This window comes from Enterocloster sp. HCN-30185 (genome assembly GCF_037890305.1).
Lineage (GTDB): Bacteria > Bacillota > Clostridia > Lachnospirales > Lachnospiraceae > Enterocloster.
On the sequence record NZ_JBBKBT010000003.1, the window covers coordinates 239,246 to 266,093 of the forward strand.

At 46.3% G+C, this 26,848-nt stretch carries 25 protein-coding genes, 3 tRNA genes and 1 pseudogene; 11 read left to right on the forward strand and 18 right to left on the reverse strand.

Annotated features, from left to right (window positions below; translation table 11 throughout):
- Positions 1 to 50: 50 nt before the first annotated feature.
- The 3 genes from WKT10_RS05130 (at position 51) to WKT10_RS05140 (ending at position 293) form a co-directional block, all read left to right on the forward strand.
- Positions 51 to 123 (forward strand) — tRNA-Phe (locus WKT10_RS05130).
- A gap of 4 nt (positions 124 to 127) precedes the next feature.
- Positions 128 to 198, forward strand: a tRNA-Gly gene (locus WKT10_RS05135).
- 23 nt (positions 199 to 221) lie between these two features.
- Positions 222 to 293 (forward strand) — tRNA-Gly (locus tag WKT10_RS05140).
- 170 nt (positions 294 to 463) lie between these two features.
- Here WKT10_RS05140 and WKT10_RS05145 read toward each other — a convergent pair.
- The 14 genes from WKT10_RS05145 to WKT10_RS05210 all read right to left on the reverse strand — a co-directional run bounded on the left by WKT10_RS05145 (position 464) and on the right by WKT10_RS05210 (position 15,247).
- Positions 464 to 1,105 (reverse strand): RpiB/LacA/LacB family sugar-phosphate isomerase, encoded by a 642-nt coding sequence (locus tag WKT10_RS05145; RefSeq protein ID WP_340275909.1) that lies wholly within the window; start codon positions 1,103 to 1,105, stop codon positions 464 to 466.
- A complete protein-coding gene (locus WKT10_RS05150) occupies positions 1,102 to 2,037 on the reverse strand; it encodes a transketolase family protein (RefSeq protein ID WP_340275911.1) in 936 nt (311 codons plus the stop codon). Before WKT10_RS05150 ends, WKT10_RS05145 begins: the two co-directional genes overlap by 4 nt.
- Positions 2,034 to 2,849 carry a transketolase gene (locus WKT10_RS05155; protein WP_340275913.1) on the reverse strand — a complete coding sequence of 272 codons (816 nt, stop codon included), beginning with the start codon at positions 2,847 to 2,849 and terminating at the stop codon, positions 2,034 to 2,036. Before WKT10_RS05155 ends, WKT10_RS05150 begins: the two co-directional genes overlap by 4 nt.
- Before the next feature lie 16 nt (positions 2,850 to 2,865).
- Positions 2,866 to 3,879, reverse strand: coding sequence for an ABC transporter permease (locus WKT10_RS05160; RefSeq protein ID WP_340275915.1), 1,014 nt, complete (start codon positions 3,877 to 3,879; stop codon positions 2,866 to 2,868).
- Positions 3,873 to 5,270, reverse strand: coding sequence for a sugar ABC transporter ATP-binding protein (locus WKT10_RS05165; protein WP_445292996.1), 1,398 nt, complete (start codon positions 5,268 to 5,270; stop codon positions 3,873 to 3,875). Before WKT10_RS05165 ends, WKT10_RS05160 begins: the two co-directional genes overlap by 7 nt.
- Before the next feature lie 160 nt (positions 5,271 to 5,430).
- A complete protein-coding gene (locus tag WKT10_RS05170) occupies positions 5,431 to 6,408 on the reverse strand; it encodes a sugar ABC transporter substrate-binding protein (RefSeq protein WP_340275917.1) in 978 nt (325 codons plus the stop codon).
- Positions 6,409 to 6,709: 301 nt separating this feature from the next.
- Positions 6,710 to 7,405, reverse strand: a complete 696-nt coding sequence (locus WKT10_RS05175; protein WP_340275919.1) for a FadR/GntR family transcriptional regulator — start codon at positions 7,403 to 7,405, stop codon at positions 6,710 to 6,712.
- A gap of 237 nt (positions 7,406 to 7,642) precedes the next feature.
- Positions 7,643 to 8,509: a DMT family transporter gene (locus tag WKT10_RS05180; protein ID WP_417302203.1), complete on the reverse strand. Its 867-nt coding sequence runs from the start codon at positions 8,507 to 8,509 to the stop codon at positions 7,643 to 7,645.
- Between the two features lie 59 nt (positions 8,510 to 8,568).
- Entirely contained in the window at positions 8,569 to 9,312 is a 744-nt protein-coding gene (locus tag WKT10_RS05185; protein WP_340275923.1) for an N-acetylmuramoyl-L-alanine amidase, read from the reverse strand.
- 96 nt (positions 9,313 to 9,408) lie between these two features.
- Entirely contained in the window at positions 9,409 to 10,902 is a 1,494-nt protein-coding gene (locus WKT10_RS05190; protein WP_296034648.1) for a metallophosphoesterase, read from the reverse strand.
- A 42-nt stretch (positions 10,903 to 10,944) separates the two neighbouring features.
- Positions 10,945 to 12,630, reverse strand: a complete 1,686-nt coding sequence (locus WKT10_RS05195) for a glycosyl hydrolase family 18 protein (protein ID WP_340275925.1) — start codon at positions 12,628 to 12,630, stop codon at positions 10,945 to 10,947.
- 223 nt (positions 12,631 to 12,853) lie between these two features.
- A complete protein-coding gene (locus WKT10_RS05200; protein WP_096807380.1) occupies positions 12,854 to 13,111 on the reverse strand; it encodes a hypothetical protein in 258 nt (85 codons plus the stop codon).
- A gap of 133 nt (positions 13,112 to 13,244) precedes the next feature.
- Positions 13,245 to 13,841, reverse strand: a complete 597-nt coding sequence (locus WKT10_RS05205; protein WP_337434440.1) for a hypothetical protein — start codon at positions 13,839 to 13,841, stop codon at positions 13,245 to 13,247.
- A complete protein-coding gene (locus tag WKT10_RS05210; RefSeq protein WP_066543187.1) occupies positions 13,814 to 15,247 on the reverse strand; it encodes a serine/threonine protein kinase in 1,434 nt (477 codons plus the stop codon). The genes WKT10_RS05205 and WKT10_RS05210 overlap by 28 nt, the downstream gene beginning before the upstream one ends.
- A 213-nt stretch (positions 15,248 to 15,460) precedes the next feature.
- Here WKT10_RS05210 and WKT10_RS05215 point away from each other — a divergent pair, with 213 nt between their 5' ends.
- The 3 genes and pseudogenes from WKT10_RS05215 to WKT10_RS05225 all read left to right on the forward strand — a co-directional run bounded on the left by WKT10_RS05215 (position 15,461) and on the right by WKT10_RS05225 (position 19,211).
- Complete coding sequence (locus WKT10_RS05215; protein ID WP_066543189.1) at positions 15,461 to 16,204, forward strand: adaptor protein MecA; 744 nt, start codon at positions 15,461 to 15,463, stop codon at positions 16,202 to 16,204.
- Positions 16,205 to 16,514: 310 nt separating this feature from the next.
- The gene (locus tag WKT10_RS05220; protein WP_340275933.1) at positions 16,515 to 17,873 is read left to right on the forward strand and encodes an 8-oxoguanine deaminase; all 1,359 of its coding nucleotides are present in this window, start codon (positions 16,515 to 16,517) and stop codon (positions 17,871 to 17,873) included.
- 30 nt (positions 17,874 to 17,903) lie between these two features.
- A pseudogene (locus WKT10_RS05225) lies at positions 17,904 to 19,211 on the forward strand (uracil-xanthine permease family protein).
- Here WKT10_RS05225 and WKT10_RS05230 read toward each other — a convergent pair.
- A complete protein-coding gene (locus WKT10_RS05230) occupies positions 19,208 to 20,515 on the reverse strand; it encodes an MATE family efflux transporter (RefSeq protein ID WP_340275936.1) in 1,308 nt (435 codons plus the stop codon). The pseudogene WKT10_RS05225 and the gene WKT10_RS05230 overlap by 4 nt on opposite strands.
- Positions 20,516 to 20,613: 98 nt before the next feature.
- Entirely contained in the window at positions 20,614 to 20,814 is a 201-nt protein-coding gene (locus tag WKT10_RS05235; protein ID WP_066543193.1) for a DUF1858 domain-containing protein, read from the reverse strand.
- 308 nt (positions 20,815 to 21,122) lie between these two features.
- On the opposite strand from WKT10_RS05235, the gene pflB reads away from it, so the two are divergent.
- The 5 genes from pflB (at position 21,123) to WKT10_RS05260 (ending at position 25,436) form a co-directional block, all read left to right on the forward strand.
- Positions 21,123 to 23,231 carry a formate C-acetyltransferase gene (gene pflB / locus WKT10_RS05240; protein WP_066543194.1) on the forward strand — a complete coding sequence of 703 codons (2,109 nt, stop codon included), beginning with the start codon at positions 21,123 to 21,125 and terminating at the stop codon, positions 23,229 to 23,231.
- Between the two features lie 46 nt (positions 23,232 to 23,277).
- Positions 23,278 to 23,523, forward strand: a complete 246-nt coding sequence (grcA3, locus tag WKT10_RS05245) for an autonomous glycyl radical cofactor GrcA3 (RefSeq protein WP_066543199.1) — start codon at positions 23,278 to 23,280, stop codon at positions 23,521 to 23,523.
- Positions 23,524 to 23,595: 72 nt separating this feature from the next.
- The gene (pflA, locus tag WKT10_RS05250; protein ID WP_066543201.1) at positions 23,596 to 24,342 is read left to right on the forward strand and encodes a pyruvate formate-lyase-activating protein; all 747 of its coding nucleotides are present in this window, start codon (positions 23,596 to 23,598) and stop codon (positions 24,340 to 24,342) included.
- A gap of 124 nt (positions 24,343 to 24,466) precedes the next feature.
- Positions 24,467 to 24,634, forward strand: coding sequence for a DUF362 domain-containing protein (locus tag WKT10_RS05255; RefSeq protein WP_066543204.1), 168 nt, complete (start codon positions 24,467 to 24,469; stop codon positions 24,632 to 24,634).
- Positions 24,635 to 24,710: 76 nt separating this feature from the next.
- Entirely contained in the window at positions 24,711 to 25,436 is a 726-nt protein-coding gene (locus WKT10_RS05260; protein ID WP_337434436.1) for a gamma-glutamyl-gamma-aminobutyrate hydrolase family protein, read from the forward strand.
- 1 nt (position 25,437) lies between these two features.
- On the opposite strand, the gene WKT10_RS05265 is transcribed toward WKT10_RS05260, so the two are convergent.
- On the reverse strand, positions 25,438 to 26,238 hold the full coding sequence (locus WKT10_RS05265) for a hypothetical protein (RefSeq protein ID WP_337933067.1): 801 nt from the start codon (positions 26,236 to 26,238) through the stop codon (positions 25,438 to 25,440).
- Positions 26,235 to 26,801: an RNA polymerase sigma factor gene (locus WKT10_RS05270; protein ID WP_340275940.1), complete on the reverse strand. Its 567-nt coding sequence runs from the start codon at positions 26,799 to 26,801 to the stop codon at positions 26,235 to 26,237. The genes WKT10_RS05265 and WKT10_RS05270 overlap by 4 nt, the downstream gene beginning before the upstream one ends.
- Between the last annotated feature and the right edge of the window lie 47 nt (positions 26,802 to 26,848).

Below are 26,848 nucleotides of genomic sequence, written 5' to 3' on the forward strand. Positions count from 1 at the left end.
AAAGGGTAGAATATCACCGTTGTCAGCGATTTTCAATCACTGATACGGATGCCCAGATAGCTCAGTTGGTAGAGCAGAGGACTGAAAATCCTCGTGTCGTTGGTTCGATTCCGACTTTGGGCACTGCGCAGGTGTAGTTCAATGGTAGAACACTAGCCTTCCAAGCTAGATACGTGGGTTCGATTCCCATCACCTGCTTGAAAACAGAATATCTGTTTTATGCGCGAGTGGCTCAGTGGTGGAGCACCACCTTGCCAAGGTGGGGGCCGCGGGTTCGAATCCCGTCTCGCGCTTTTTGTAATTTCAGCGGAAGCCTTTATTTTTGAAGGTTTCCGCCGTTTTTATGTGTCTGGAAGGTGGTAGACAGTTGTAGACGGCTATCTGCAAGACTAACAAATCTATAATATAAAAGGAACAGCCTGTACACAACAGACACTGTTCCTAATAACTTTAAAACATTATTTTATTCTCCAAGTAATCCCTTAACATAACTGCAGATGGCTTCATCCTTACAATTAGCAAAAAACAATTCCTTAAATCGTTCTCCCATCACACTGCCTCTTACAAGCTCCTGATCCAGCCCCTTTAAGCACATCAGCAAATCTTTAAAATTATTTCTTCTCACTTCATCCAGAATCCTCTTATTTCTCTGTTCTGGCACCGCTCTCTCTTTTGGATATCCCTGACCACTTTTCTCAGAAAATAGTTTTTCAAAAATATACTCCAAATTCAGTTCTGCTCCCCATCCAAATCCCTTGGCAAATGGAAGAGAGACCGCATTACCATCGTTGATCTGAGCAAACATATAGCCATCACTGGGATCACACACATGACCGCAGATCACTCCCGGAAAGCTGTTTAACGCAAGCATAGCGCCCTCTCCAGTTCCGCATCCAGTCACAACATAGTCTGCGGCCCCTGAATTAAGAAGAATGGAGGCCAAAATTCCATTTTGTACATAGGTAAGAGAGTTTTCATCCTCAGCTGAATACATTCCATAATTATCTACTTCATATCCTTTTATATCAGCCACTTTTTTCAAACTTCTGTAAATCATTTCATTTTTTCCAGCCTGACTGTTTTCATTAATCAATGCAATTCTCATGGTTTTAATACTCCTTTTATCTGATTATAAATCTGCTCTTCACTAAGCCCATATTCTTCTAATAGCTCCTCAGGTTTACCAGACTGGCCAAACCGATCCTGAACACCGATTTTCTTAAATATAGTGTCACACTGTTCTTCCAGAAGAACACTTCCTACTGCATCACCTAAACCACCAATTACACTATGCTCCTCTACTGTAATTATTCGACCGCACTGATTTGCATATTTAACAATGCATTCTCTATCAATCGGTTTAATTGTATGCATATTAATTACTGTAAGAGAAATGCCCTCTTTTTCAAGACGCTTTGCACATTCCAAAACTGGAGCCACCATAATTCCGCAAGCAATTACTGCAGCACTCTTTCCTTCCCTCAAGACATTTGCCTTTCCAACTTCAAACGGCATTTCCTCTTCAAATACTGGACTTGGCAATCTTGCCAATCTCAGGTATACCGGCCCTTCTATCTGAGCAGCTGCCATAACAGCTCTCTCTGTTTCTTTAGCATCGCACGGAACAATTACCGTCATTCCCGGAATAACACGCATAAGCGCTATATCCTCAATCGCCTGATGACTTCCTCCGTCCTCTCCCAAAGTAATACCTGCATGCGTCATACCAAACTTTACATTAAAGCCAGGATATGCACATCCATTTCTCACCTGATCGTATGCTCTTCCCGTACCAAAAACCGCAAAAGTACTGGCAAATGGAATATACCCGGATGTCGAAAGCCCCGCTGCCATATCTATCATGTTCGCTTCCGCAATTCCTGCATTAAAAAAGCGTTCTGGAAATTTTTCACCAAAGGTAGCTGTCATAGTAGCATGAGCCAGATCTGCATCCAAGACAACTACTTTTTCGTTTAACTCACCTAATTTTGCCAGAGCCTCACCATAAGCCACTCTGATTGCCTTCATCTCACTCATACCGCTTCCTCCAATTCTTTTAACGCCTTACAACGCTCCTCTTCACTCGGAGCTTTTCCATGCCAGCCTACCTGATTTTCCATAAAAGAGATACCCTTTCCCTTAATCGTATTGGCAATAATGCATTTTGGCTTACCCCAAAATGGTGCGTCTAATGCTTTAAGTACATCCGAAAGATTATTACCATCTATCTCCAATACATTAAACCCAAACGCCTTAAACTTGCCTGCCAAATCTCCAAGCCCCATTACCTGATCGTTCGTTCCATCAATTTGAAGTCCATTATGATCTACGATTACAGTCAAATTATCTAATCCATAATGAGCCGCCGCCATAGATGCTTCCCAAACCTGCCCTTCCTGAAGTTCTCCATCTCCCAGAAGCGTGTAGACCTGAACCGTACTGTTCTGAAGTTTTTTCTCTCCCAAGGCCATGCCTACTGCAATAGAAATTCCCTGCCCCAAAGAACCAGTAGAGGCATCCACACCCGGACACTTCTTTGTATCAGGATGCCCTTGAAGAATGCTATGAAGCTGGCGGAAATTTTTAAATTCATTTTTATCAAAATATCCTCTCTCTCCTAAAACCGCATAATAGCAAGGTGCTGCATGACCTTTAGACAGCACAAATCGATCGCGACCTTCCCATTTTGGTTCTTGAGGATTTATATTCATTTTTTCAAAAAACAACGCTGTCATAATTTCTACTGCCGACAGGGAACCTCCCGGATGGCCAGATGAAGCATCCGCTGTCATATTGATAATATCTCGCCTGACATTTTTGCAAACCTGTTCTAATTCCTTTTGTTCCATATGTATTCTCCTTTTCCTACTTTTTCAAAGAACCTCTCTTTTTTAAATAATCAACATAAACTGCGCCCAGAATTACACAGCCTTTTACTACAAACTGCCAATAACTGTTAATCTTTAACAGATTCATACCATTATTCAATACGCCAATAATCAAAACACCTATTACAGTTCCTCCAAGAGTTCCGATGCCTCCATTAAAACTGGTACCACCCAAAACAGATGCCGCAATCGCATCACGTTCAAAACCTTCACCTACAGATGGCTGTCCGGAATATAATCTTGCTGCCAGAACAACACCAGCCAACGCCGCCAGAACACCGCTTATAATAAATACCCGCACCTGAACCCATCTGGTATCGACACCTGCATATTTAGCAGCCTCTTTGTTTCCTCCTGTTGCATATACATGGCGACCAAAAGATGAACGATTCATAATAAAATATAAAATAATAAATGTCACAATTACAAAAATAACCGGAATGGGAATTCCCAAAATACTTCCTACACCCAGATTATTAAATGCTTCATTACTGGACTGTGCAGGCTGACCTCCAGTCAGAATATAACTGATTCCTCGTACAATAATCTGAGTAGATAGCGTAACAATAAAAGGAGGAATTGTAGTGTGAGAAATAATGTATCCATTGATGAAACCAATTACCGCTCCGAACAACAATGGAACCAATATACAGAAAATCAGAGGAAATCCACTATTGCCACACTGAACAGCCAAAACACCTGCTGCTGCCACAACAGAGCCTACCGATAAATCAATGCCACCGCAAATAAGAACACAGGTAATGCCAAAAGCAATTAAACAGTTAACGCAGACCTGTCTGAGCACACTGACAAGATTTCCATGTACAAGAAATGTTTCTGTTGCTGTTGATAAAACAATACAAAGAAATACCAATGCGACCATGGCCGCCATATTACGCTTGATCCAGATTAAAAAGGGAATTGTATTCCACGGACTTGCTGCACCAGCAACTCCCTCTGTTTCCATATCCGTTTTTTTCTTATTTAACATACCGAACATTCTCCTCCTACCGCATATGACATAATCGTTTCCTGTGAAGCCTCTGCTTCAGCCTGATCTAAAATCCCCGTAATCCTTCCCTCACGCATTACTACAATTCTGCTGGAATTGTTAATAATCTCCGGAAGTTCAGAAGAAATCATAATAATAGATACCCCAGCCTCTGCCAGGCTGTGCATCAGCTTATAAATTTCAGCTTTTGCGCCTACGTCAATTCCGCGAGTAGGCTCATCCATAATTAATACTTTCGGAGCTGCTGCCAACCATTTGGAAATAACTATTTTCTGCTGATTTCCTCCCGAAAGTTCACCAGATGCCTGCTCTGTGGATGCCATTTTAATTGAAAGCTTTTGTTTAAATTCATCCACAATTCCCCGCTCTTTCTTTTTATCAACTCTCAAGTGATGTATAAATTGCGGAAGTACCTGAAAAGTCAGGTTTGTAGCAATGCTATGGCTTAAAAATAATCCCTGCTCCTTCCGCTCCTCTGGAACCAGTGCAATTCCGGCACGAATTGCATCCTGAGGCTTTTTAATATTTAACGACCTGCCCTCCATGCAGATTTCACCAGACCGAATCGGATCAATCCCAAAAAGAGCCAACGCCAATTCAGTACGTCCTGCTCCTACCAAACCCGAAAAGCCAAGTATCTCACCCTTCTTTAGAGTAAAACTAATATCTTTTACTTTATCAGTTGTCAAATTCTTAACTTCTAATACTACTTCTTTTCCAGTAACCCGCTTATTCCCATACATATTGTTGAATTCCCGGCCGACCATCATACTAATAAGTTCATTTTCCGATGTTTCAGCCGTATTCCTTGTTCCAATGAAACTTCCATCTCGTAATACCGTTACAGTATCACAAACCTTAAATGTTTCTTCCATACGATGGGAAATATAAATCATTGCTACCCCAGCTTCTTTGAGCCGCTTCATTTGTGCAAACAAATTATCTGTTTCACTCTTAGACAGAGAAGCCGTAGGTTCGTCTAAAATAAGAATTTTTGCCCCTTCATTGACAGCTCTTGCAATTTCAATCATCTGCTGCTGGGCTACTGAAAGTCCACGAATAAGAGAACCTGCATCCAGTCCCAATCCCAGAGAGTCAAGCGCTTTTTGAGCTTCCTGTTTCATCTTCCTGTAATCCACCATTTTCATATGGTTTTTAGGTTCACGTCCCAGGAATATATTCTCTGCAATCGTCATTTCAGGAATATTGGTAATTTCCTGATGAATAAAACTTACACCATACTTTCTGGCATCTTCCACACATTGTATGGAAACTTCCTTTCCCTGCATATAGATTGATCCAGAATCCGCACTGTATATACCCCCAAGAATTTTCATCAATGTCGACTTTCCCGCACCATTTTCGCCCATAAGGGCCCGGACTTCTCCGGGCCCTTATGGAAATGCTCACACCGTCCAGCACAACATTGCGATTGAAGGCTTTCGTTATATCTCTCATCTCAAAAACATATTCATTTGACATACACCTGCCACTCCTGTTCTGCATTCCCCAAATCAGACAATTTCTATGCTAATTGGATTCTTCCACATTCTCTTCTGTAATAATGAACATAGGAACAACGATTTTTTCTTCAACTTCCTCTCCTGCCAGTACCTTATAAGCTGTTTCAATACAGGTCTGTCCAATTTTTTCAGGATCCTGGGCAGCAGATGCAACCATTTCTCCCGCACGAATGAAACCCTTTCCTTCATCAGAACCATCTATAGAAACTACCTTTGTCTGATCTAAACGTCCAGCTTCCTTAAGAGCCGCGATTGCTCCTCTGGCCGTTGGATCGTTAATGGTAAATACTCCATCAATCTGAGGGTTTGCATTAATAAAATCAACCATAATAGGCTGTGAATAGTCTGATCTTGCCTTCTCTACATCCTTTGTCTGAATAATCTCCATTTCAGGATAATTCTTTAATTCTTCCTCAAATCCCATCTGGCGATCATAACAAACCTCTGTCACGCTGTAAGTAATTTCCACAACCTTACCTTTTCCATCAAGTGCATCTGCCAATGCTTTTGCGCACATACGTCCTGCTTCCTTATTATCAGACACAACCGTACACTCTACCAATTCGGGATTTTTAACGGCTGTATTAAATGCAATTACCGGAATCGATGCTTCTTTACAAGCTTCCAATGTTGCACGTACGCCTTCTGAATTGATAGCAGATATACAAATTACATCGCAGCCTTGATTAATCATATCAGCTACATCATTCATCTGCTTATTCTGATCTCCCGCTGCGTCCTGAATAATAATTTCATCATTTTCTCCTTTAAGAGAAGCCTCCATTGCCTCTTTAATTTGAATAAAGAACACATTTGTTAAATCAGGTGCAGAAACTCCAATCTTAATTCCATCCTCAGAATCTTTTTGAGAAGATACCTGCCCCTCTGCTTTCGCTGAACCCTGACCAGATGTTTCAGAACTCCCGCAAGCTGTCACAGACAATGCCATTACTGCTGATAATAAAATCGCTGCTACTTTCCTCATAATAATCCACCTCTTATATAACTATTCACTGTCAATTTGTACTTCCCGTGTATGACAACGCATCATTGTTTACCTAGGATTTTGTATGTTGTCATACAATATTGGATGTCCTAATCTTAGCATATATCCTTCTGTTTGTAAAGAGCTTTTTGGATATTATGTACTTTTTTATATATAATATCCGAGTTTTATTGTACTCTATATGTACAAACTTGTAATTTTATGGAATTTATTGTGTCTATAATGTACAAAAGCGATTGCCTTGGCAATCGCTCTAAATCCTTTTATTTTCACTTCATTCTTATTGTCTTACAATTACATCCATATCCACATTCACAAGCTGAATATGTCGTTTGGCATAAAGTTCTGCCACTTCCGGATCTCGTTCCTTAAGCGCTTTTATAATATTCCCATGGGCCTTTATTGCATTCTGGGCATTCCCCGAAACCTGAAACGTTTTCAATCTGAACTCCCAAATACATTCGTCAATTTTCCTGTTTATAAAAATCAGCATTTTATTTTTCGTACATTCTACCATATATCGATGGAGTTTTTCATCGCATCGTGCCATCCCAAAAAAATCACCTTCACCAACTGCTTTGATAAAACGCCTATGTATCTTTTCCAACTGATTCAATTCTTCATCCAGCCCATTTTCAGCTACCAATCTGGCTACCAGCGGTTCTACTGCCTGCCGCACTTCAATATAATCTTTTAACTCCATCTCATTCTTTACAAACCATTCAACAATATCCTCTTTTTCAAGTTCCTTTGTCCCAGCTACAAACGCCCCTCTGCCTGGTTTGATTTCAATCAATCCCTTTGCCTCAAGTATCCTGAACGCTTCTCTTACAGTTCCTCTTCCCACTCCCATCTTTTCGCACCATTCTTTTTCTGTAGGAAGTTTTTGTCCCACATCTATCTGGCCTGACATAATATATTCCTTCATATTATTCACTACCTGCTGCACAATGGGCACCCTGGTTATCTCCTTCACGTTCCCTTCCTCCTTTTATGTGAATTTATTGTATATTGTATGATGTCATTTTCATTATAGCATATTAGTCAAAAATCACAATGGTACAAACCTGTTCTCTCTTAAAAAACTCCCCTCGGATACTTTAAAAAATTATTTAATTGCTCATTATAAGTAAGTTTATATAAAAAGAACAGGGTATACATAATATATACTCTGCCCTTATCACAAGCTTTCTTTATAGCATAACAGAATGTTTTACTTTCTCCCCTGCGCCGCCGTCAAAAGCAAAACTGCTCCTAAGATCATTCCAAATCCCAGGAAATCCGGCATTACAAAAGGAGTTCCCAGCCAGAAAAATGAGATGATTACCGCAGATAAAGGTTCTACGCTTGCCAGGATGCTCCCCTTTAAGGGGCCGATCATGGACACGCCCTGAAGATACAGTCCAAAGGCAATGGCTGTTCCTATTACAATCACGCTGACTAATGCTCCCCAGGTACCTCCGTCCCATATGAGCTCATATTCCCATGGGCGGAAAATCAGACACATGAGAACACCTCCGAAGAACATTCCGAATCCCAACACCTGATATATGTCATAACGCAGGATCAGGCTTCCGGGAAGCATATTGTAAAGTACCGCGCTGACAGCGGCTGCAAGCCCCCAGAAAAGAGCGCTTCCCGTAATATAGAAGGTATGTATATTGCCATGAGTCCCAAGGACAAAGGTTCCCAGAAGGGAAAGACCTATGGCTCCCAGTTCCAGTCCTACCGGACGGCGTTTTTCCTTTATGCAGACTGCAGACAGTATCAGAATGGGGGACAGATACTGCAGTACCGTAGCCGTTCCCGCATTCGATGCCTCAATGGCCATAAAATACGTAAACTGGCACAGGCTGATGCCGCAGAAGGCAAAGATCAGCAGGCGAAGCAGATCCGCTTTTTTCTTTAATACATCCAGATTTCGTTTTCCATGAAGGGCAAATCCCATCACGATCATAATAATCCCTGCAAAAAGCAGGCGCAGCGCCACCAGCCATGGCGCTTTGGCTCCCCTTGTCTCAAATAAAAACTGTCCGCAGCAGCCGGAAAATCCCCAGCAGATTCCTCCGCAGACTGCCATTACAGTCCCCAGTGTTTCTTTTTTCTTCTGTTCCATTTCAAATTTTCTCCCTTGTTATCTTATCCTTTTGTCTGTTTATCCTGCAAAGCCTCTCTATTTAAAAACTCCATAATTCCCATATGCACCGTCCACGCCATTCGGTCCTGATACACTTCATCCTGCAGTTTGGCCGCCTCAGCCCGGTTGCTGAGGAAACCGCACTCTACAATGGCTATGGGCGGTTTTACATGGAGAAGGAGATAATAATTTCCATTTGCCTTGGCCTGCCGACTGTTCTTCTCTCCCAAAACATAATTAAAACGCTTTTGGAGAATTTCCGCCAGCGTTTTTCCTTTTTGTGAATTTTTGTAATAAAATACCTGACCTCCGGAAACGGATTCCTCATGGTAGCTGTTCTGATGAATGCTGACTACCAGATCCGGCGCCGCCTTTTCTATGATCTGACAGCGTTTTTTCATATCGGACATTTTTTTGTTTCGTTCTCCTTCCGGGTACAGTCCGTTATCGTCCTCTCTTGTGAGGATCACATCCACATCTGAGGCTTCCAGGTATTCCTTAAGCCGCAGAGCAATGGATAAATTGATATCTTTTTCCAGCTGACCCTCTATCCCTACTTTTCCGGGATCCCGTCCTCCGTGGCCGGCGTCAATCACGACTGCCGGCCGTAGGCTTCCTGCCCCTCCTTTGCCGCTTGAAACGGCCAATGTTCCAGAAGCTACGAAGGTTCCGGCCTTCCAGGAAAGGAGAGCCACTGCACCCAGCATCAAAAGCCCCATCACGGTCTGCCATGTCCAATGTTTCATACCATTTGCTCCAAACTGCCCGGGCAGTTATTTTTATGCCTTTGATCCAGTATATTCATCCAGAGAAAAACCTATTCGCAGATGCGGGATACTGCTTTACTCTGACTGCAGCTTATTATAATCCCTGACAGAATCCGCTGTCATATATTCCAGATATTCGTACAGTACAGCAGGATAGCAAAATTCCTGCCACATTTTAAATCCAGGATCTTCTACTGCCCCCTTTACCGCCTCATAGCCTTTTCCGGCATACCAGGCTGTGCTCATCCTGGAATATACCTCTGCCATGGCCTTCTTCTGCTCCTCTGTAAGCTTTACAAACAGATCTCCCTTTTCCTCCTGTCTGGAGTTTTTCATCGCATCATAGGCCTGATTATAAAAGATATTTTTAAGAGCCGTTTTACTGTATGTATTGAAATTGATCAGATTTTCATCTGTACTCTGATGTCTGCGGGCCCATTTTTCCATATCTACCTGTCTGGTATAATAGGAAAATGATTCGTCATCCCTGTATTCCAGCACCCCATACTGGCAGGGCGGCGTTGTCAGGGAGCTGGTAACGATCTCATAAATTCCCCTTCCGTCCTCATGACGCATAAAATGCTGCACATGAAGGTGACCGCTTAAAAAAAGAGGGATGTTTTCCGCCTCAAGCCGTTCAATCAGCTCTTCGCTGTGCTCAATGGTACAATCTTCTGTATAAACGCGGCTTTGATCCAGAAGATTGTGATGCCCTACAGGAAGCAGGATCACACCGTCCTCTCTGGCTTTTTCCAGCTGCCTGTCAATCCATTCATACGTTTCTGTCCCAATCATTCCGCCAATCTTGCTTACCGGCGAATACTGGCAGGTATCCAGCATCAGAAGGCGCATGGAGGGGCTGAGATCATAGGTGTAGCTTAAGGAATAAGGATCGCGCTCTGAAGCCTCATTATAGCCAAACTGTGCATAGATACTGGCAAATCCACCTGCGTCTATGGTCTGGACCGGCTCTCTGTTTTTTCCAATATAGGAGGATGCCCATCGGCTGTTGATATCATGATTTCCCGGTATCACAAGTACGCTGATGCCTCTGCGCTCTACCTCATCCAAAAGAGCAGCAAATTCCTCATGGCTCTTTACTTCTCCATTTAATGTCAGATCCCCGCTCACGATCAGCACATCCGGCGTAAGCAGCTCGATCTCATCAAAAGCCGCATCTACGATTTCCCATACATAATGAGTCAGCTTTCCATCCCCATGTTCAATTTCATTTTGAAAGGAGCTTCCCCGGTCTGTAAGAGATCTTGCCAGATAATGGACATCTGTCATCAGGACAATTCTCTCTCCATCCTCCATCGGTTCTGCTTTCGTTTCCCGTTCTGCATCCGGGAAAGGCGGAATGGATTCCGGCTCCGTTTTTGTGGGCTTTGTCTGACTGCTTTCCTCCGTTTCCTGTGAGGAAGCAGACGGGACCACTAATCCATCCTCTCCCATAGTTTCACTTTCCTCCCTGACATCTCCCGGCGCCCCTGTAAATATACTGCATCCCCCGATTCCCACACCAGCCAGACACACAAGAGCCACGGCGATCCATCTCTTTCCCTTCATAACATTTCCCCCTCGTCATACAGCCTTAACTATTGACTGTTTCTATTTTACCTGAGACACGATTTCCCAGATGGAGCGATCCTCAAAGCCAAGCTTCCAGCAGGCTGCTCCCGCCAGATCATATTCATTGATCAGATCGACCTTAAGCCCCAGCGACTTCTCCTCCTCCATCCAGACGGACTGTACTCCGTTTTCATTGGAGCTCTCCCCATAATATACTCCCAGGTCATCCAGCCATTCCAGTTCTATATTGTTTTCTTTAATCCAGTTCTTTGCATCCCGGATCCCATAGGCCTTGGATGTGGTTTTTCCATCCTTTTCCGTCCATATCCTTGTATAAAAAGGAACACTGTTGATCACCTTTTCCTTCGGAACTTCTTTCAGCGTATCTGCAATGCCCTTTTCTACATAGGGAAGGGATGCCACGGGACCTGCCTCGCCGCCGGCATAATGCTCATCATACCCCATAACGATCACATAATCTGCTACGATCCCCTGCTCTCTCCTGTTATAAAAGGCGGTATATGCTGATGGCACATAGTTATCCACCGAAAGCACCAGCCCTTTTTTTCTGCAGGCCACAGACATTTCCCGGATAAACTGAACATAATGGGGACCGGCTTCTGCCTTCAGGCTTTCAAAGTCCAGATTGAAACCGTCAAACCCATAGGTATCTGCCTCTTTCATCAGATTTTCAATGAGTTTTCTGCGGTTAGAGGTCACAGACATAAGCTTCTTTGTATCCAGCTCTTTCACGCTCTCTTTAGTGCTCACATTTTCCACCATAGCCCATACCTTAAGCCCCATATCATGGGCCTGTTCCACATAATCCCTGCTGGCAAGAGAAGTGTAAGTGCCGTCATTTCCAATCACATTAAACCAGGTGGGAACAATCACATTCATCCCCTCTGCCGTCTGTGCATATTCCTTAAGAGTGCTGTTTGCTTCCTTTCTGGTAACCTGATGGAATCCCAGACGCACCTTTTCATCCATGGAAATGCTTGTATAAACTGGCGCTTCAAACCGACCTTGAGGCGTGATCTCCTGTTCCTTTTCCAGACGCCGGTTCTGCACATATCCGATATAACCGTCTTCCGTTCTCACTTTAGACCATTTATCCATAGATTCCAGCACTTGAACTGTACTTTTTTCAGAAAGCTCTGTAATGATGTCGCTCTTGATTCCGCCCTTTACCCTGAGGATACTTTTTTTGCGGACCTGAGCGGTTTTTACAGTCCCCCATACCGTGTCTATAAATACACGTTTGATCTGGCTGGTATCAAAGGATTGTTGACGGATATCTGAATAATTCATGATCAGTCCCAACGACAGGTATGCTTCCCCTTCTTTTACCTTCAAAAGAGGCCCCTGTTCTCCCATATCGGACTCATCCGCGTATACAATTTCCTCCGGCAGCGCATATACCAGCAGCTTTTCCGTTTCATCCCAGTAAAACCGCTCATTCACATATTCGTTTACCCAGCTTATGGGCAGATATACATGTCCATCTTCATAAATTCCTTTTTCTTCCTGAAGCTCATTATTTAAAAGGATCGCCACCTGACTGCCCTTTATATGAAATAACTCTGCCTTATCCGCCATCTCTTTTCCCGGCATATACCGTCTTCCGATCACAAAGCCTGCCGCTGCTCCCGCAATCAGAAGAAGGAGAAAAACCACCGCAAGAAGCGGGCCGAAACTGCGTCTTTTTCTTCTTCTGCTCCTCATTTTTTCCTCCGATCCTGTCTGTGCGCCCCAAAAGGCCCCGTCCGTATATCTGGTTTCTATTTTATCATAGAATCCCCGGAAAGAGGAGCAAAAAATATGTGCACGCAAAAATACCGCCGGTAAGCTGCTGCCTGCTTGCAGGCCGGGACGGTATCTTCTTGTCCCATACGGCAGCAGCTTCCGTCGGTATCTGAATATGTACAGGCTATTGCAGCCTCTTTTGTTATCTTCTGGTTTGTCCGGAATCTGTCAAGTATACTCGGTCAAAACGGATTTCCTTTAAGCTGCCCTGTTCTGAGCAGATAAAATCCCCCATGTAGAAACCTCCGTCCTCTCCCGTTTCAAAAATGCGGCTCCATTCTTCTTCCAGACATTCCATCCCATCTACCAGAACAGAAACTCCCTTATCTCTGAATCGCCTGAGACCATCCAGATAGTTCATTTGCTGTGTCCTGACTTCTCCAGATTCTTTACCATACATTATATAACCTCCCTGCAGATGTTCCTTTCTTACAGTCTGGAGGCAAAACGTGACATATACTCCCTTTAAGAAAAAAACAACTGCTGATATTCTCTTTTGCAACGGAAACCGGTTTTCTTCTGTACAGGCCGAATCATGGAAACCGTTTTCCAAACCACGCCATGGCTGTTTTATCTACCTGAAATACATCCTCTGAAAACGGAATTTTCTCTATCGGAATCCGAAACTGCTTTTCTATCTCATGTCTTATGGCCTTACTGCCAAAGGCAGCCATACAATTCCATCCTTTTCCCAGTTCTTCTTCCTCTGCAAGAAATTCCAAAAATGCTTCAAGCTTCCATTCTGACAGGGATGCTGTCAGAATCCGTATCTGGCACCGGAACCATTCTGCGCGTATTTCCTGTCTCACGGGGCCAAAATCGATCAGTATCTCTTCATATCCGGATCGGATACAGGATGCCAGAGCTTCCTTTTCTCCCTGTGGGTAATAATCTACCTCCAACAGCCGAAAAGCCCTGGCAGTCTGTCCATTTTTATCATCCAGACACAGGTGGACAAAATCACTATGGGAACTCCACTCCACCACCGCTGTCTTTTTCTGACAGCAGCTTGCCAGATAATTAGCGCTCCAAACTGCCAGATGAGTGGTTCCCACAGACCTTCCCGCCCCGCAGATACCGGTTATCCTTGGACTGCGCGTATTTACTGCCGGCGACTTTTTCCCCAGCATTTTCTCCTTCCCCCTTCCATTTTCCCGGCAGGCAGGAAAAGAGAAATTTCCTTCCAGACAGCCTCAAAAAAACCTGCCGCCACCAAATCAGGATGAAACGGATCTTCATAATATGGACTGGCAAATACAGCTGCCCTTCTATACAGGCTCCCAGGCTTTTCTCCCCTCCTTTTTGTCCCGCGTTTTATCAGGATCAAGGGATATGGCTTCTGCAGCACCGGTTCCAGTCCGATCAGCTCCTCTGCCATCCTGTCTGTCAATCCCCTCTCCCACAGGCTCTGACAGACAATTCCAAGACAGACCCCGCCTTCTCTTTTTAAATCCTCTCCAGCGCTTCTCCAGTCTGTTCCAAAGTCCTTTAGTATAATATCAAAGTCCCGTTTCGGCTCCTCAAAACAGGCCGCCGGACCATACCAGGGCATGATATCAAGCCCCTTCATATTCAGGATCCCGTCCCTTCCGCTTCGAACTCCCCCCAGAGCCTTTGCAAGATTCCTTACAGCCCCTGTACGATTCCTTTCCTCATACAGCACGCGGACTCCATGGCTTTTTAGATAAATGCAAAGCCCCAGGGCCAGATGGGTCACACCTGCTCCGGGCCGGTTCCCCGTCAAGATGATCCTGTGAGATGATATCGACTTTTCTTCTGCTTTCCTCTGATCCCTTTTCAGACACCCCTTTGCCTGCTCTGCAGCCAAAAGCTGTCCCAGAGCTTTTCCTGTCTCCGCCGCAGTCTGATAACGCAGCTCCATATCCGGTTCCATGCATTTTCTGATCACCGCCTCCAAAGGTTCCCGCAGCATGAGTCCGTTTTCAGCGTCCGGCTTCAGGGTTCCCTTTACCATAAATCGAAGGACCGCACCAATGGCATAGATATCTGTCCGTTCATCTAACGGATGGTCTGAGGTATATTGCTCAGGCGCTGCACAGCCTTCTGTGCCGTATCGTACTCTGGCGGCATTGGCACTGATCCGATCCGCCGCATGATCAAAGTCAATGAGGCGCACCGTATCATTCCAGATGATCAGATTATTCGGTTGTAGATCTAAATGTAAAATGGGTTGATTGCAAGAATGATGTAAATATTCAACAAGAGAACAGATCTGCAGTCCATACCGAACTGCCAAATCTTCCTGAAGTGTACCCTGATCTTTTATCAGGGCATATAGAGAACAGCCTTCCAGATATTCTTCAATGAGATAAAAGTAATCTGCATCCTCCTCCAAGTCATAAACCAGCGGAATCCCCGGATGATCGAGATTCTTCAGCACCATGGCCTCCGCGCAGAAAGCAGCGTGATCCACCTTGTACTTGGGCACACATTTAACCGCCCGGTACTCATTCAGCCCCAGATGGCGGGCCTTCCAGACTGTACCTGTACGTCCTGAGCCTGCTTTTTGGATCAATTCATACTTACCAAACAGTATCTCCTTCTCTGTCTCCCCCTCCTTTCGTTACAATATCATCTCATGTGGAAATGTTACTCTATTTTTTGTAACTTGTCTATGGTCGAGAGGATAACCACCGAAAAACAGTTGATATTTCCCCCTGTTATGTAGTATATTTATGTTGTAGAAGTTTACCCATTTTTAAATATATACAGAACAGGAAGTGATCCGATGAAGATAGAACGAATCAACGAAAATCAAATACGGTGTACGCTCACCAGCTTTGACTTGAGCGCCCGTAATATCAATATTGTCGAACTGGCTTACGGTACGGAAAAAGCAAAAAAGCTGTTCCGCGAGATGATTCAGCGCGCTTCCAATGAAGTAGGTTTTGAAGCAGAGGATATTCCCCTGATGGTAGAGGCCATTCCTCTTTCTTCTGAAAGCATTATGCTGGTGATCACTAAGATAGAGGATCCCGAAGAGCTTGACACACGGTTTGCCCGGTTCTCTCCTGCTGCAGAAGAAACACAGGAAGAGATCCTGCCTGACCCGGCCGGAGAATTTTTAGAGGGAGCCGGTGATCTGGGACGCCTTCTTTCCCAGCATATGGCTGATATGACGGACAGCCCTCAGGTTCCTGCTGATAGTGAAACCGCTTCCACAAAACAGATCGGAAAACCGCTGAGGATCTTTCTATTTGAGGATCTGGATCGTGCAGCAGAAGCCGCAGCCGCTGTCGCTGATATCTGCACAGTCGCCAATGCACTTTATAAAAAGCCCGGAACACGCCAGTATTATCTGGTATTGGATCGCAGGGATTCAGATGAACACGGTTTCTCAAGAATATGCAACATACTGGCAGAATATGGCAAAAAACTGGCCGGAGATTCTGCAGGTGAAGCCTACTTTAAGGAACATTATGAAACCGTCATCCGGGAGGATGCGCTTAAAAAGCTGCAGCTGATCGGATAGCATATAGCCTGTACTCCACATATTCTTCAAAGGCAACTTCCTGTTGGGAGCTGTCTTTTTCTTACCAATTTTTGTGAGATATCACCAATTTTTTAAGTTTTATTCTGTACTTATTGACATTGTATCTCCTGATTTTGATTGTTATAATTGTAACACATGCGGCGTCCGCTGCATAAGCATCGTTCTTTGACAAGATCATATCTATATAGCTGTCTAAAACATAGCTGGGTTTATGGTTTCCCTTTTACCGCCAGCAGTATACCAGTCATATAGTCAATGATGCACAGATGATTTTAAGGAGGTCAGTGATATGAAAACACTGCTTATCAAAAATGTAAAACATCTTGTAACATGTGACACAGATGACCGCGTACTGAATGGCGTAAATGTGTTGGTACAGGATGGAATCATTGTCCGGATCGGGCAGGAGGACATGACAGCGGATGATGTGATCGACGCATCCCATATGGTGATGTATCCCGGTTTAATCAATACACACCATCATTTATATCAGACATTCAGTCGGAATTTACCTCAGGTACAGAACATGGAGCTGTTTCCATGGCTGAAAACTTTATACGAAATATGGAAAAATGTAAACGAGAACGTAGCATACTACAGCTCTCTTACAGGTATGGGCGAACTGCTTAAAAATGGCTGTACTACCTGTCTGGATCACCACTATGTATTCCCAAAGGGCCATAATAAGGGAATTCTGGACGCCCAGTTTGCAGCCGCCGACGCCCTGGGCATCCGTTTCCATGCCACCAGAGGAAGCATGGATTTAAGCGTAAAGGATGGAGGGCTTCCTCCTGACAGCGTGGTTCAGACCGTGGATGAAATCCTCTCCGACTGCGAAGAGGCCGTAAAGAAGTTCCATGACCCGGACCCTTATGCCATGCATCAGGTAGCTCTGGCTCCCTGTTCTCCCTTCAGCGTATCCGGAGAGCTGCTGCGCGAATCTGCAAAGCTGGCCCGCAGGCTGAAGGTACGCCTCCACACCCATCTGGCAGAGACGAAGGATGAGGAAAATTTCACCTTAAGCCATTTTCATATGCGCCCTCTGGAATATATGGAAAGCCTGGGCTGGACAGGGGATGACGTATGGTATGCTCACGGAATTCATTTTACTGATGAAGAGCTTAAATATCTGGCCCGAACCAAAACCGGAGTTGCCCACTGTCCGATTTCAAACATGAAGCTGTCCTCAGGCATTGCGAAGATTCCTCAGATGCTTGAACTGGGTGTTCCCGTAGGCCTTGCGGTAGACGGCTCCGCCAGCAATGACGGCTCCAACCTGCTGGAGGAAATGCGCGTGGCCTACCTTCTCCACCGCTTAAACAGCAGCAATCAGGCCCCCGGCGGATATGATATCTTAAAAATGGCAACTGCAGGCAGCGCCAGCCTTTTAGGCCGTGAAAAGTTGGGACGGATTGCTCCCGGTATGGCTGCCGACTTCTTCCTTGTTGACTTAAACCGGCTGGAGCTGGTGAGCGCTCAGTTTGACGTAACCTCCATGCTCTGCACCGTTGGTTTAAAGAGCAGCGTGGATTATACGGTTGTAAATGGAAATGTTGTGGTGAAAGAAGGAAAGCTCACCGGAATTGATGAAGAGAAGGTTACAGAGGAGGCAAATGCTCTTGTGACTGACTATCTCAATCAGCCATAAGGCCACAGTCCACAGAAAGGAGAAGGTAAAATGAGTCAGAAGCAATACGCTAAAGTAACAGAAGTAAACGGCATCCCGCGGTTTTCAGAGGCCCTTCCTCTGGCCGCCCAGCATGTAATCGCCATGATCGTGGGCTGCGTTACACCGGCCATTATTCTTTCCGGAGTCACCGGATTAAGCGCATCCGATCAGGTCCGCTTAATTCAGGCCTCTCTGCTGATCTCCGGGCTTGCCACACTCATATAGCTCTTTCCACCCTTCCGGCTCTGCGGCTCAGGGCTTCCCGTTATCATGGGCGCCAGCTTTGCCCATGTGCCCCTGCTGATTGCCCTGGGAGCACAGTTCGGAATGCCCACCATATTGGGAGCACAGCTGGCAGGCGGCTTTGTGGCAATCCTTGTAGGATTATTTTATAATAAGCTAAGTAAAATTTTCACTCCTCTGGTAACGGGAACAGTGGTATTTACCATCGGACTTTCCCTGTACCCTACCGCCATTACCTATATGGCGGGCGGCTCCGGAGCGCCGGATTTCGGAAGCGTAAAAAACTGGGCTCTGGCAATCTTTACACTGGTAATCGTAACCTTTTTTAACTATTTTACAAAAGGAATCTGCAAAATGGCCTCTATCCTCATCGGCATTGTCTGCGGCTATCTGGCAGCACTTGCGCTGGGAATGGTTTCCTTTGAAAGCATAGGCGAGGCCAGCTGGTTCCAGTTCACCCCACCCTTATACTTCGGAATGAAATTTGACATTACAGCCATCATTTCCATGGCGATCATGTTTGTGGTGGGCTCTCTGGAAATCATGGGCGACTTTACTTCAACCGCAGGCAGCGGATTAAACCGTCCGGTTCAATCTGAAGAAATGTCCGGAGGCATCATCGGAAACGGTATCATCAGTATCATCGGCTCCCTCTTCGGCGGACTTCCTACTGCAACCTTCAGCCAGAACGTAGGTATTGTCATCATGACAAAGGTCGTAAACCGCGTGGTTCTGGGACTGGCTGCAGTGATAATCGTGCTGGTAGGACTGATTCCCAAGTTTTCTGCCCTGCTGACTACTGTTCCCTCCTGCGTACTGGGCGGCGCTACCGTATCCGTATTTGCCATGATCGCCATGACCGGCATCAAGCTTGTGGTAAAAGGAGGACTTAATACCAGAAATACAGCCGTTGTAGGCTTATCCGTTGCCCTGGGCATCGGCGTAATCCAGGTAGCAGACTGCTTCGCACAGTTCCCGGAATGGGCGAAAACCATTTTCGGAACCTCTCCCGTAGTAATCGCTACCCTTACTGCAGTGACACTGAATCTGTTGCTGCCAAAGGATCTGGATTAAACCGCATCTGCAGTGTATCCATGCACCCGGTCTGACCAGAGCTTAAGCCCCCAGCCCATAAGGGCCGTAAGGATCTGGGCTCCGGTCTGGCTCCACCAGACGCCCTTTAATCCCATCCAGGCCGGGAGCGCAGGAAGCAGAAGGGCTAAAAATATGGGTTCTCCATAAACGATCATATAGGAAAATCGGGTCTGTTCTGTGGCGTAAAAGCCGGCAGTTGTAACTCGCAGAAAGGCCAGAAACGGCACCGCCGCCAGAAATATATACAGATCCGTTCCAACTGCCAGAGATACGGTTTCGGATGCTCCAAACAGAACTCCGATCCCGTTTCTGCACCAATACAAAAGCACTGCCAGCGCCACTCCCATGACGGCGGCGGCTGCATATGCCATGGTCCGCGTAATGCGGACCTCTTTTTTATTATCCTCGCCGTAAAAGCGGCTCATCAGAGGCTGACTCCCATCCCCCACCCCCTGAAGGATCAGATACATAATTGTGATCACATAGGCAATACAGGCATAGCAGGCCACACCTTCAGAACCTCCGTACTGAAGGGACGCCCGGTTCATAAGGAGCAGCGAAATCATCGGGCACATGGTAATTCCAAAGGGAGCCAGCCCGATCCGCCAAATGCTGAAAAAAACGGAAAGCGCCTGGCGCGGGATCCCCACCGGGATTTTCTGCCCTCTCATACACAAAAGGCCGCCTGCCATGGTGACGGCCTGTCCTGCCACAGAGGCCCAGGCCGCTCCCGCCATTCCAAGCCGTAAAACCCAGACAAAGAGATAATCTAAAAAAATATTAGTCACAAAACCGCCGATCATACAGTACATGGCCTGTATCGATTTTCCCTGATTGCGGATCAGCGGTACAACGCCGGTTCCAAAGACCTGAAAAACAGAACCCAGAACAATAACGGACAGATATTCCCGTCCGGGCTTCATCAGCTCTCCATCTGCTCCCATAAGGGACAGCAGAGGGTCTGTTAAGGGAAATAAAATGACTGTAAGCAGAATGCCTGTAAGGGCAAGATAAAAAAAGACGCCCTTCATAAAATTCTCCGCCTCGCTGTCCCTCTTTTCTGCCAGACGAACGGAATACATAACCGCTCCTCCCATACCGATCCCTGTACCCGCTGCCTGGATCAGGGCAGTGACCGGATATGCAATATTGATGGCCGAAAGTCCCGTATCTCCAATGCTGCGTCCTACGAAAAATCCGTCTACGATCGCATAGATCCCGGAGAGCGCAAAGGCAAATACGGCCGGAAACACACAGGCTGCAAAGGGTTTAAAACGCCCCATTTCTCCAAATACCTCCTATCGTAAAAATAAGACTGCCTTAAATGCCCCAAAAGCATCTTAAAGCAGCCCTATCCTGTCTCCGCATATGCAGACCTGTCTTACTTATCAGCAAGAATTTCATTCATCTGGGATACCAGGGTATCGCAGTCAATCCCATGTACCATGCAGGCCTCTTCCAGAGACTCAGCCTGAGAAGCCGGGCAGCCTAAGCAGTGCATGCCAGCGCCCATCAGCATCTGAGGGATCAACTCATGCATCTGGATCAGCTCGCCGATGAGCATTGTCTTTTCAATCTTCATCTGTATTTTCCTCCTTATTATCTGTAATACTTTCATATTAAAAGTATTCTGCGCATTTTTATTCGCTTTTATCAGCATAATACATTTTGTTTTTTTTGGCAAGCCCTGTATTTTCCTGTATCATTTTTCAATTTTTCTGGTATAGTATTGTTTGTCTAAAGTTATGTATTTTTTGGGATACAGTATACAATTTTATTGATTTGTTGCATTTGCAACAGATTTTTTCATGAAATTATAGTAGACTAACTTTATTCAAAGAGATACCCCAAAAAGTATCCCCAAATCACATTTTACAGGAGGAAACGTCCATGAGAACAGAATGGAACACATTTACACCAGGTGTATGGCAACATGAAATCAATGTCCGCGACTTCATCCAGAAAAACTACACCCCCTACGACGGCGATGACGCCTTCCTTGAAGGGCCTACAAAAAATACAGAGGCTCTCTGGAATCAGGTAATGGAGCTCTCTGCCAAAGAGCGTGAGGCCGGCGGCGTACTGGATATGGATACCAAGATCATTTCCACCATTACGTCTCATGGCCCCGGATACCTGGATAAAGATAAAGAAACCATTGTGGGCTTCCAGACAGACAAACCCTTTAAGCGGGCGCTGCAGCCTTACGGCGGTATCCGCATGGCAGTAAAGGCCTGCCAGGACAACGGCTATGAGGTAGACCCTGAAATCGTAGAGTTTTTCACAAAGCACAGAAAAACCCACAATGCGGGCGTATTTGACGCCTACACCCCGGAGATGAGAGCCTGCCGTTCCAGCCACATCATCACCGGTCTTCCGGATGCCTACGGACGTGGACGCATTATCGGCGATTACCGCCGTGTAGCGCTTTACGGTGTAGATGCTCTGATCGAAGAGAAGAAAGAGGAAAAGGATTCTACCAGAACCATTATGTACTCTGATGTAATCCGTGAGCGGGAGGAGCTTTCCGAGCAGATCCGTGCACTTGAGGAATTAAAGGAGCTGGGACGCATCTACGGCTTTGATATTTCAAAGCCTGCAAAGGATGTAAAGGAAGCCATCCAGTGGCTGTACTTCGGCTATCTGGCAGCCGTAAAGGAGCAGAACGGCGCAGCTATGTCCCTGGGACGCACCTCAACCTTCTTAGATATCTATGCCGAGCGCGACTTAAAGGCAGGAACGTACACCGAGCAGGAAATCCAGGAGTTTGTAGACCACTTTATCATGAAGCTGCGTCTGGTGAAATTCGCCCGTACTCCTGAGTACAATGAACTGTTCTCCGGCGATCCTACCTGGGTAACTGAGTCCATCGGCGGCATCGGCCTGGACGGACGTCCTCTGGTAACAAAGATGTCCTTCCGCTACCTGCACACCTTAAAGAACCTGGGTACTGCGCCTGAGCCAAATCTGACCGTACTGTGGTCCACAAGGCTGCCTGAGGCATTTAAGCGCTTCTGCGCAAAAACCTCCATTGAGTCTTCCTCCATTCAGTATGAAAATGACGACCTCATGCGTGTAACACATGGTGATGATTACGCAATCGCCTGCTGTGTTTCCAGTATGCGCGTGGGCAAAGAAATGCAGTTCTTCGGCGCAAGAGCTAACCTGGCAAAGTGTCTGCTCTATGCCATCAACGGCGGCGTAGACGAGATCTCCGGCAAGCAGATCGGACCTAAGTACCGCCCCGTTACCAGCGAATACCTGGATTATGACGAGGTAATGGACAAGTATAAGGATATGATGAAATGGCTGGCAGGCGTTTATGTAAATGCCTTAAACATCATCCACTACAACCATGACCGCTACTGCTATGAGCGCCTGCAGATGGCTCTTCATGACAAGAAGGTAACACGCTGGTTTGCAACCGGTATTGCCGGCCTGTCCGTTGTGGCTGACTCCTTATCTGCCATCAAGTATGCAAAGGTAAAGACCGTCCGCAACGAAAAGGGCATTGTAACCGATTACATTGTAGAGGGAGATTTCCCGAAATATGGAAATAATGATGACCGGGTGGATCAGATTGCTTCTGACCTTGTACACACCTTTATGAGCTATATCAAGGGAAATCACACCTACAGAGGCGGTATCCCTACCACTTCCATTTTAACCATTACCTCCAATGTAGTTTATGGAAAGAATACCGGCTCTACTCCTGACGGAAGAAAGGCCGGACAGCCCTTTGCACCAGGCGCCAACCCTATGCACCACAGAGACAGCCACGGCGCAGTTGCTTCCCTGGCATCTGTAGCGAAGCTTCCATTCCGTGATGCGCAGGACGGTATTTCCAACACATTCTCCATTATTCCGGGAGCACTTGGAAAGGACGATCAGGTCTTCATGGGCGACCTGGAAGTAGAATTAAACGGCTGCGCCGGCTGTGAAGTGGGCGGAAACCTTTTTGAGGGTCTGGACACGGAAGCAGACAGCGAGGAAGCTTAAGCAGCATTTAACCAACTTTATTTTTAAGAAAGCGAGGACAATCACTATGGTAAAAGCAAGCGAGGCACAGATCGACAACCTGGTATCCCTGTTAGACGGATATGCCGCTGAGGGAGGACATCACTTAAATGTAAATGTATTTTCCAAAGAGACTCTTCTGGACGCTCAGGCTCATCCTGAAAAATATCCTCAGCTCACTGTGCGCGTTTCCGGCTATGCCGTAAACTTCAACAAGCTCACAAAGGCACAGCAGGACGAGGTTATTTCCAGAACCTTCCACGACGCTATTTAATCATATGATGACCGAACAGGCAGATGCATTCCGGCATCTGCCTGCGGCTTTTAAGAAACGGAGGTTTTCATTATGTCAGGACGGGTACATTCCATTGAAAGCTGCGGTACGGTAGACGGGCCGGGAATCCGCATGGTAGTATTTTTAAGCGGATGTCCCATGCGCTGCCTTTACTGCCATAATCCCGATACCTGGGATCCAAAGGGCGGCACTCTCACCTCAGTGGAGGAGCTTTTAGCCCAGTATGATAAAATGAAGCATTTCTATACCAAAGGCGGAATCACAGTCAGCGGCGGGGAACCCCTGATGCAGATCCGCTTTGTAACAGAGCTTTTTACAGAGGCAAAAAAAAGGGGCATCCACACCTGTCTGGACACCTCCGGCATCACCTTCCATCCGGAAAATCCGGCTGTCCTGGAGCAGTTTGACCGCCTGATGGCTGTAACCGATCTGGTGCTTTTAGATATCAAGCACATTGACCCGACGGAGCATGAAAAGCTCTGCAGCCAGCCCCAGCAGCCGGTGATGGCCTTTGAATCTTATCTTGAGGAAAAGAAAATCCCTGTATGGATCCGCCATGTAGTGGTTCCGGGAATCACTGACCAGGAGGAATATCTTCTAAGGCTTGGCCAATATCTGGGAATGCGTTCCAATATTAAGGCTCTGGACGTACTGCCCTATCACGATATGGGAAAGGTGAAATACAAAAATCTGGGAATCCCCTATCCCCTTGAACATACTGCTCCTCTTTCAAAAGAAGCAGCTGCAAAAGCCCGCCAGATCATCCTGAAAGGAATGAGGGAAAGCCGGGGACTATAGGGGATTGCTTTCAAATTTGTACAATCCCCTGCCTTTCCGGCAGCATTTTCCTCTTGAATAATTAAGAGTTTTAGTATAGAATATAAGAACAATGTATACATTAAATAAAGGAGGTACTTTCATTATGGCACACGTAATTACTGACGCTTGCGTAAGCTGCGGAACCTGTGCTGGCGAATGTCCAGTAAATGCAATCTCTGAGGGAGACGGCAAGTACGTTATCGACGCTGACGCTTGCATCGACTGCGGAACTTGTGCAGCTGCTTGCCCAACAGGCGCTATCGAGGCTTAATTCAGCTACATAAAAGACCACTGCATATGCCAAAAGGCAGACGCGCAGTGGTCTTTTTTTGTTAAGGAGGATTCTTATGACACCTGTAAAACCCATCATCGGTATCACACCTTCACACAATACAGAAAATGACGACACCAGCCTCCGACCCACCTATCCCAGAGCAATCCGGGCAGCCGGCGGTCTGACGATCCTTCTTCCTCTGGAGGGCACCGACGAGGACTGGCGCCAGCTGGCCGCCATGTGTGACGGCTTTCTCTTTTCCGGCGGCCCGGATCTTCATCCCTTTTTATTTGGGGATGAAACACATTCTGCCTGCGGGAATGTATCTCCTGTCAGAGATTCCATGGAAATCCGCCTCCTTAAAGCTGCCATGGAGCTGAAAAAGCCCATTTTAGGTATCTGCCGGGGCATACAGCTTTTAAATGTGGCTCTTGGCGGAACCATTTACCAGGATATCCCAAGCCAGATGGAGCGAACCTTTCCTCTGGCCCACAAGCAGCCCTTTTACTATACCGTGCCGTCTCATCATGTGGATATAAAAAAGGGAAGCCTTTTGTCAAAGGCTTCCGGCGGCCTGGAGCGTATTTCTGTCAACAGCCAGCATCATCAGGCCATTAAGGATGCTGCTCCGGGCCTTATACCTGTAGGCTGGGCTCCGGATGGAGTCATCGAGGCTGTAGAAAAGCCGGATTACCCCTTTTTTCTTGGGGTACAGTGGCATCCGGAATATCTCTGGCAGAATGACCCGGCGGCCATAGGGCTGTTCCGGCTTTTTGTAGAGGCCTGCAAAGCTTCATAGATCATTCTGCGTCTATGATCTCTCCTGCCATCTGGTAAAATTCCTCCGGCGTCATTTCCACATCAAAGCCCAGAAGAGTATAAAACTGTCCGTTGTCCTCCCAGGTAAGCGTCTGGGCTGTCTGGTCGATCACCCGGTCTGTACCGTATGAAATAACCAGCTCTCCGGCTGCCTCCTGGACCTTCTCTTCTGCGCTTGGCTCATAATCCGAGGGAACCATACGGTAATGATCCTGGCTGTACTTTAAGGTAATCCCCTCATGCACGGCGGTCTGGTCGGGAGCATCGGATTCATCAAATAAATTGCCGTGTTCGATATTCAGGCTCAGATCCGCCATGTTTTCCTTTGAATACATCAGAGACAGATCCTGCTGCTCCTTTACCACATTTCCCTGCTCATCCTCTCCCCTGCTGTAAACAGGAGTACCATATGCAAAGCGGTATCCGTTTGAAAATGCCTCTGGCGCCTTTGTTTTAAGCCCCAGCTGCTCTTCCTTTTCTGCCAGCTGGCTGTATTCCGTGAAATCCTCCGCATGGCTGGAGGAGGATATGGCCGTTTTTACCTGCCCTGCCGCCACTGCGGTCATTGCTCCAACCAAACATACTGCTGCTGCCACAACGACTGTTTTCCTTATATTCCATGTTTTTCTCATTGAACCTTCCTCCTCTATTCTCTGATAAACGCCTCTGCACATCCGTTCTGTCTGCTCTGGCCCGATCGCCAGCGTCTCTGCCTGTTCCTTCAATGCATTCCGGAGAAACGAATCCATTTTTTCATCTTCTCTGCCTGTCAGCTGCTTCATAAAAGTGCCTCCCTTCCCATGGTGCGCTCCTTTGTAAGCGCTGTCTTCAGATTTTTTCTGGCTGTAAACAGCCGGGATTTTACAGTTCCTTCCAAACAGCCCGCCACTGCTGCAATCTCCCGTGTGGACATTCCATTATAATAATACAACACTAAAACAGTACGCTGTTTGACCGGAAGAGCTGCTATAGCTGCAAACAGTTCCTGCCTTCCGGAAGCATTTACTACATCATCCAGCACAGATCCATTTCCGGAGGTATCCTCAGAAAGCACCTCCTCTACAGGCTGTTCTCTCCTATTCCTTCTTCCCACCCGCCATGCTTCTCTGGTCATGGTTCGATAAAGCCATTTCCCTATATGCTCCGGATCCCGGATTCGCATCCGGTTGATCCAGCAGGCAGTAAATGTCTCCTGAACAATGTCCTCACTGTCTGCCCTGTTTCCTGCGATCAGATACGCTGCCCGCAGAAGTCCCGGATAAAAATGTCTCATCAACTCGTCAAATGCCTCCCGGTCTCCCGCCGCAACCCTGCATGCCAGGCTTTTGGCCCACTGCTCATCCATGGCCGTTCCTCCTTGTTTCTTGTTGAATCATTTTGTTGTCTTTTGGG